Genomic DNA, 6,940 nt, shown 5'->3' on the forward strand with positions numbered 1-6,940 from the left:
TAATTCGCGACAGGCGGCGCGCCCTGTGGGCCGCGCCCGGTGTCAGCGTTTCTTGCCTCCGAAGATGCTGCCCAGCACGCCGCGAATGATCTCGCGGCCCACGGCCGAGCCCATGGTGCGCACGGCGGACTTGGCCATGCTTTGCGCCAGGCCGTCGTGCTTGCCGCCGCGCGGGCCGGTGGTGCCGAACAGCACGTCGTTGAGTCCGCCCAGGATGCCGCCGGAGTCGCTTGTGCCGGCTGCACCGCCCTGGGGCGCTTTGGCCGCTTCGCTGGCCGCCACCTCGGCGCGGCCCTTGATTTTTTCGTAGGCCGATTCGCGGTCCACGGCTTTTTCATAGACGCCGGCCACCAGCGAGCCCTGGATCAAGGCCTGGCGTTGCTGCGGCGTGATGGGGCCGATCTGGCTGCCGGGCGGCAGCACATAGGCGCGTTCAGTGACGCCGGGCCGGCCCTTGGCATCGAGCAGGCTGACCAGTGCCTCGCCCACGGCCAGCTCGGTGATGGCGGTTTCGATGTCCAGGCCGGGCTTTTGCCGCATCGTCTGCGCCGTGGCCTTGACGGCCTTCTGGTCGCGCGGCGTGAAGGCGCGCAGCGCGTGCTGCACGCGGTTGCCCAGCTGGGCCAGCACCGAGTCGGGAATATCGAGCGGGTTCTGCGTCACGAAATACACGCCCACGCCCTTGGATCGCACCAGGCGCACCACCAGTTCGATGCGCTCGACCAGCGCCTTGGGCGCTTCGTTGAAGAGCAGGTGCGCCTCGTCGAAGAAAAACACCAGCTTGGGTTTTTCCGGGTCGCCGATTTCGGGCAACTGCTCGAACAGCTCGGACAGCATCCACAGCAAAAAGGTGGCGTACAGGCGTGGCGAGTTCATGAGCTTGTCGGCGGCCAGGATGTTGATCACCCCCTTGCCGTCCACCGTCTGCATGAAGTCGCTGATGTTGAGCATGGGCTCGCCGAAGAATTTGTCGCCGCCCTGGCTTTCAACCTGCAGCAAGCCGCGCTGGATGGCGCCCACGCTGGCAGCGCTGACGTTGCCGTACTGGGTGGTGAAGTCGCCGGCGTTGTCGCCCACGTACTGCAGCATGGCGCGCAGGTCTTTGAGGTCCAGCAGCAGCATGCCGTTGTCGTCGGCGATCTTGAACACCAGGTTGAGCACGCCGGCCTGGGTTTCATTGAGGTTGAGCATGCGGCCCAGCAGCAACGGCCCCATGTCGGAGACGGTGGCGCGCACCGGGTGGCCCTGTTCGCCGAAGACGTCCCACAGCGTGGCCGGGCAGGCCAGCGATTCGGGGATGTCTATGCCGCGCTCCTTGAGGACGGCGCCCAGTTTGGCGCCTACCGTGCCGGCCTGGCTGACGCCGGTCAGGTCGCCCTTGACGTCGGCCATGAAGACCGGCACGCCGATTTTGGAGAAATTCTCGGCCAGGGTCTGCAGCGTGACGGTCTTGCCGGTGCCGGTGGCGCCGGTGATCAGTCCGTGGCGGTTCGCCAGGCCGGGCAGCAGTTCGCACTGGGTGTCGGCATTGCGGGCGATGAGCAGGGGGAGGGCGGTGGTTTCGGCCATGGGGGTGTGCGGTGGGTGAAAAAGTAAAATGCGGTTTGTAGATTAAATCAATTAATCCATCAAATAAGGGTTTCTGTCGTGGCTGGTCATAGTAAATGGGCGAATATTCAACACCGTAAGGGCCGACAGGACGAAAAACGCCAGCGAATCTGGACGCGCGTGATGCGCGAAATCATGGTCGCGGCCCGCATGGGCGGCGGCGACCTGGGCACCAACCCGCGGCTGCGCCTGGCGGTGGACAAGGCCAAAGCGGCCAACATGCCCAATGAAAACGTCAAATACGGCATCGCCAAGGCCACCGGCAGCCTGGAAGGCGTGCATTACGAAGAGGTGCGTTACGAGGGCTACGGCATAGGCGGCGCGGCCATCATCGTCGACTGCATGACCGACAACAAGGTGCGCACCGTGGCCGAAGTGCGCCACGCGTTTTCCAAGCACGGCGGCAACATGGGCACCGAGGGCTCGGTGGCCTTCCAGTTCAAGCACTGCGGCCAGATTATTTTTGCGCCCGGCGCCAGCGAGGACAAGATCATGGAAGTGGCGCTGGAGTCCGGCGCCGACGACGTGATCACGCACGAGGACGGCGCCATCGAGGTGCTGACGCCTTACACCGGCTTTGAAACCGTGCGCAACGCGCTGGAGGCTGCCGGCCTCAAGCCGGAGATCGCCGAGGTCACCATGCGCGCCGACAACAGCATAGAGCTCAGCGGCGAGGACGCGCGCAAAATGCAAAAACTGCTGGACGTGCTGGAAGACCTGGACGACACCCAGGACGTTTTCCACAACGCGGTCCTTGAAAGCTGAAGGCCGGGAGTGAGATGATGGACGATTCCGAACGGCTGGCCCGCATCGAAACCCTGCTGCAGGAGGGCAACCGCCTGCGCGCCGAGGCGATCGCGCTGCAAAAGGAGTCGCTGGAAATGCAAAAGTCGCTGGTCGACGAAACCCGCGCCAACATCGTGAAAGCCGGCAAAGTCAACGACCAGGCGCTGGACATCCAGCGCCGTGCCAGGATGGCCGCCAAGGTCATTTTCGGCATCGTATTTATTCTTGTTGTGTACCTCAGCTATTTGCTGTTTTTTAGATTGAACCTCCCGTGAAAGTTCTTGTTATTGGCGGCGGCGGCCGTGAGCACGCGCTGGCCTGGAAACTGGCGCAGTCCCCGAAAGTCCAGGCGGTCTACGTCGCGCCCGGCAACGGCGGCACCGCGCTTGACGCCCGGCTGGAAAACATCGCGATCACCGACGTGAAGGCGTTGCGCGAATGGGCGGCGGCCGAAAAAATCGCGCTGACCGTGGTCGGCCCCGAGCAGCCGCTGGCCGCCGGCGTGGTCGATGAATTCCGGGCGCACGGCCTGCGGGTCTTCGGCCCGACCAAGGCGGCCGCGCAGCTGGAAAGCTCCAAGGCTTTTTCCAAGGCCTTCATGAAGCGCCATGGCATTCCCACGGCCGAATACGAAACCTTTAGCGACGCGGCCGCGGCCCACGCCTATGTGGACGAAAAGGGCGCGCCCATCGTCGTCAAGGCCGACGGCCTGGCCGCCGGCAAGGGCGTGGTGGTGGCGATGACGCTGCAGGAGGCGCACGAGGCCATCGAGTTCATGCTGGCGCCCAACCCGGACTTCAACCCGCTGGGCGTGACGCACAACGAGGGCGGCGCGCGCGTGGTCATTGAGGAGTTTTTACAGGGCGAGGAAGCCAGCTTCATCGTGATGTGCGACGGCAAGAACGTGGCGGCCATGGCCACCAGCCAGGACCACAAGCGCCTGCTGGACGGCGACGAAGGCCCCAACACCGGCGGCATGGGTGCGTACTCGCCCGCTCCGGTGGTCACGCCCGAGGTGCATGCCCGCGCCATGCGCGAGATCATCCTGCCGACCATCAAGGGCATGGAAAAGGACGGCATTCCCTTCACCGGCTTCCTGTACGCCGGCCTGATGATCGACGCCGAAGGCAAGCCCAAGACGCTGGAGTTCAACTGCCGCATGGGCGACCCGGAAACCCAGCCCATCATGATGCGGCTCAAGACCGACCTTTATGACGTGATGATGGCCGCGACTTCGGGCGCGCTGGACCAGATCGAGCTCGACTGGGACCGCCGGCCCGCCCTGGGCGTGGTGATGGCCGCGCACGGCTATCCGCTAAACCCGCGCAAGGGCGATGCCATCCACGGCCTGGTCAAGCCCGCCGACGCGCCCGAAGACGCCATGGTGTTCCATGCGGGCACCCGCAAGGAGGGCGACGCGACGCTGACCGCGGGCGGCCGCGTGCTCTGCGTGACGGCGCTGGGCAGCACGGTGAAGGCCGCGCAGCAGCGCGCCTATGAAGTCGCCCAGGGCATACGCTTTGACGGCGCGCAGTACCGCAAGGACATAGGCTGGCGCGCGCTCAAGCCCTGACACCGCACGGGGGCCGCTGTGCGGCTTCCGCTCCCCGGGAAACACCTCAGCATGACCGATATTTCAAGCGTTAGAGACTTTCTGCTGGCGCTGCAGCAGCGTATCACCGGCGCCATTTCCGCCATCGACGGCCAGGCCTTTGTGGCCGACCGCTGGCAGAAGGAGCCGGGTGAGCCGCTGCAGGGCAACGGCCTGACCATGATCCTGGAGCAGGGCGCGGTGTTCGAGCGCGCCGGCTGCGGCTTCTCGCATGTGCGCGGGCCCAAGCTGCCGCCCTCGGCGACGCAGCACAGGCCCGAGCTGGCCGGCGCGCCCTTTGAGGCCCTGGGGGTTTCGCTGGTGTTCCACCCGCGCAACCCTTACGTGCCGACGGTGCACATGAATGTGCGCATGCTGGCCGCGGCGCCGGCTTCCAGCCCCGATGCGCCGGTCTGCTGGTTCGGCGGCGGCATGGACCTGACGCCGTACTACGGCTTTGAAGAAGACGCGGTGCATTTCCACCAGGCCTGCAAGGACGCGCTGGCGCCTTTCGGCGAGGACAAATACCCGCGCTTCAAGCAGTGGTGCGACGAGTATTTCTACCTCAAGCACCGGCAGGAGCAGCGCGGCATAGGCGGCGTGTTTTTTGACGATTTCCAGGAATTGGGCCCGGACCGCAGCTTTGCCCTGATGCAGGGCGTGGCCGATGCCTTTTTGTCGGCCTACCTGCCCATCGTGGAGCGGCGCAAGGACACGCCTTACGGCGAGCGGGAACGCGAATTCCAGCTCTACCGGCGCGGCCGCTATGTGGAATTCAACCTGGTCTGGGACCGCGGCACCCACTTCGGCCTGCAGTCGGGCGGGCGCACCGAGTCCATCCTGATGTCCATGCCGCCGCTGGCGAGTTGGTCCTACCAGCGCGGCGTCGAGGCCGGCAGCCCCGAAGAACGGCTTTACACCGAGTTTTTGCCGAGGCGGGACTGGGTTTGAGCACGCAGCCGCTCCCGCCGGGCAGGCGCATAGGCGTTTTCGGCGGCGCTTTCGACCCGCCGCACAATGCCCATGTGGCCCTGGCCGGGGCGGCGATCGCGCAGTTCGGCCTGGACACGCTGTATGTGGTGCCCACTGGCCATGCCTGGCACAAGTCGCAGGCCCTGAGCGCGCCGGCACACCGGCTGGCCATGGCCAGGCTGGCGTTTGCGTCCATCCCCCATGTCCAGGTGGACGAACGCGAGGTGCAGCGCCCCGGGCCGACCTTCACCATCGACACCTTGTTGGCGCTGCAGGCCGAGAACCCGGGTGCCCGGATCTACCTGTTTATAGGGGCCGACCAGTTCGCCGCCTTCCGGCAATGGCACCGCTGGCAGGACATCCTGGATATTGCTATAATTTGTATAGCTGGTCGCGCACAATCCATGCCGGCCCAGCCTCAGTTTGAGGCCTATGAAGGCCGTAGCAGCCGTTTTACGCTGCTCGATCTCCCCCTGATGCCTGTAAGCGCCACCCAGATCCGCCAGTTGACGGCCTCGGGCGCGGCGACGGCCGGGGAAATTACCCGCTTGGTCCCTGAAGCCGTTGCACGTTATATTTCACTGCACCAGCTGTACCGTTCCCATTAATTCCTTACCTTATCGAAGCACATCACTGCATGACCTCCACCACCGCCAAAACCTCCGCCGCCGCCGACAAAAAGGATGTGCAGAAATTGCAGCGCGCCATCATCGATGGCCTGGAGGACGTCAAGGCGCAGGACATCCAGGTCTTCGACACCGAGCACATCACCTCGCTGTTCGAGCGTGTGATCGTGGCGACGGGCAGCTCCAACCGCCAGACCAAGGCGCTGGCCGCCAGCGTGCGCGATGCGGTGCGTGATGCCGGCTTCGCCAAGCCGCGCATCGAGGGCGAAGACAACGGTGAATGGATCATCGTCGACTGCGGCGCCGCTGTGGCGCACATCATGCAGCCGGCCATACGCCAGTACTACCACCTTGAAGAGATCTGGGGCGACAAGCCCATCAAGCTCAAGCTGGGCGCGCCCGCGCCGCTGGTGAAGGCCTCCAGGGCCGAAGCCGAGCCCGAGGCCAAGCCCAAGGCCAGCCGCGCCGGCGCGAAAACGGCTGCCAGGCCGGGCGCAAAGACCGCGGCCAAATCGGCAGCAAAAGCACCGGCCAAGGCGCCCGCCAAAACCGCTGACTCCAGCTATGTGGGCCGGGTCGGAAAGAGCAACGACTGGACCGCCAAGCGCAACGCGACCGCGACGGCGGCCGAACCCGCCGCCAAACCGGCCCGCGCCGGCGCCAAGGCCGCGCCCGGCAAATCGGCCGCCAAGCCCGCGGTGAAGACGCCCATCATCAAGGTGCCGGCACCCAAAAAGGTCGCCGCGCGCAAGACGGCGGCTAAAACAGCCGGCAAGACCGCGGCCAAAAAACCCGCCGCCAGGAAAACCGCTCCCCGGAGCAAATGAGGCTGACGATCGTAGCCGTCGGCCAGAAGGTGCCCGACTGGGCGCAGACGGCCTATGAGGACTACGCCAAACGCTTTCCGCCGGAAATCAAGGTCGAGCTCAAGGCCGTCAAGACCGAGCCGCGCGCTTCCAAAACCCTGGACAACCTGCTGTCCGCCGAGCGCGGCCGTATAGAGGCCAGCATCGCGCGCGGCACCCGTGTCGTGGCGCTCGATGAACGCGGCACGGCCGTCACCACCGTGGCCCTGGCCGAAAGGCTCAAGGCCTGGCAGCTGTCGGGCGACGACGTCGCCATCGTGATAGGCGGGCCCGACGGGCTGGACGCGGGCTTCAAGCAGGCCGCGCACGAGCGGCTGCGCCTCTCGGACCTGACCCTGCCCCATGCCATGGTGCGTGTGCTGCTGATAGAGCAGCTCTACAGGGCCTGGAGCATCACGATCAATCATCCGTATCACAGAGAATAAAGGCCCCCACGCTTTTCACTGCGTCTTCGACTTCGTGTAATGCGCTGCCCCCCGAGGGGGCGCTGC

Annotated in this window: 8 protein-coding genes; 7 read left to right on the top strand and 1 reads right to left on the bottom strand. The window is 65.5% G+C overall.

Translation table 11 applies throughout. From position 1 onward, the window contains the following. Positions 1-42: 42 nt before the first annotated feature. Positions 43-1,569: a helicase HerA-like C-terminal domain-containing protein gene (locus PMI15_RS17035; RefSeq protein WP_007871789.1), complete on the bottom strand. Its 1,527-nt coding sequence runs from the start codon at positions 1,567-1,569 to the stop codon at positions 43-45. A 78-nt stretch (positions 1,570-1,647) separates the two neighbouring features. On the opposite strand from PMI15_RS17035, the gene PMI15_RS17040 reads away from it, so the two are divergent. From PMI15_RS17040 to rlmH, 7 genes are read left to right on the top strand one after another with little or no spacing between them, the layout of a single operon-like run. Next, entirely contained in the window at positions 1,648-2,373 is a 726-nt protein-coding gene (locus PMI15_RS17040; protein ID WP_036839590.1) for a YebC/PmpR family DNA-binding transcriptional regulator, read from the top strand. A 17-nt stretch (positions 2,374-2,390) separates the two neighbouring features. Next, positions 2,391-2,669, top strand: a complete 279-nt coding sequence (locus PMI15_RS17045; protein ID WP_007871792.1) for a hypothetical protein — start codon at positions 2,391-2,393, stop codon at positions 2,667-2,669. Continuing rightward, the gene (purD, locus tag PMI15_RS17050) at positions 2,666-3,967 is read left to right on the top strand and encodes a phosphoribosylamine--glycine ligase (RefSeq protein WP_007871793.1); all 1,302 of its coding nucleotides are present in this window, start codon (positions 2,666-2,668) and stop codon (positions 3,965-3,967) included. Before PMI15_RS17045 ends, purD begins: the two co-directional genes overlap by 4 nt. Before the next feature lie 51 nt (positions 3,968-4,018). Beyond that, positions 4,019-4,936 (top strand): oxygen-dependent coproporphyrinogen oxidase, encoded by a 918-nt coding sequence (gene hemF, locus PMI15_RS17055; protein WP_007871795.1) that lies wholly within the window; start codon positions 4,019-4,021, stop codon positions 4,934-4,936. Next, positions 4,933-5,565, top strand: coding sequence for a nicotinate (nicotinamide) nucleotide adenylyltransferase (gene nadD, locus PMI15_RS17060; RefSeq protein ID WP_007871796.1), 633 nt, complete (start codon positions 4,933-4,935; stop codon positions 5,563-5,565). The genes hemF and nadD overlap by 4 nt, the downstream gene beginning before the upstream one ends. A 29-nt stretch (positions 5,566-5,594) precedes the next feature. Beyond that, the gene (gene rsfS / locus PMI15_RS17065; protein WP_007871801.1) at positions 5,595-6,410 is read left to right on the top strand and encodes a ribosome silencing factor; all 816 of its coding nucleotides are present in this window, start codon (positions 5,595-5,597) and stop codon (positions 6,408-6,410) included. Beyond that, positions 6,407-6,874: a 23S rRNA (pseudouridine(1915)-N(3))-methyltransferase RlmH gene (gene rlmH, locus PMI15_RS17070; RefSeq protein ID WP_007871802.1), complete on the top strand. Its 468-nt coding sequence runs from the start codon at positions 6,407-6,409 to the stop codon at positions 6,872-6,874. Before rsfS ends, rlmH begins: the two co-directional genes overlap by 4 nt. Positions 6,875-6,940 lie beyond the last annotated feature (66 nt).

It is taken from the genome of Polaromonas sp. CF318, from assembly GCF_000282655.1.
Lineage (GTDB): Bacteria > Pseudomonadota > Gammaproteobacteria > Burkholderiales > Burkholderiaceae_C > Polaromonas.

Bases quoted from the DNA above. Each gene is read 5' to 3' on its own strand.
- PMI15_RS17035 (WP_007871789.1), bottom strand. From the start codon at position 1,569: ATGGCCGAAACCACCGCCCTCCCCCTGCTCATCGCCCGCAATGCCGAC.
- PMI15_RS17045 (WP_007871792.1), top strand. From the start codon at position 2,391: ATGGACGATTCCGAACGGCTGGCCCGCATCGAAACCCTGCTGCAGGAG.
- hemF (WP_007871795.1), top strand. From the start codon at position 4,019: ATGACCGATATTTCAAGCGTTAGAGACTTTCTGCTGGCGCTGCAGCAG.
- rsfS (WP_007871801.1), top strand. From the start codon at position 5,595: ATGACCTCCACCACCGCCAAAACCTCCGCCGCCGCCGACAAAAAGGAT.
- rlmH (WP_007871802.1), top strand. From the start codon at position 6,407: ATGAGGCTGACGATCGTAGCCGTCGGCCAGAAGGTGCCCGACTGGGCG.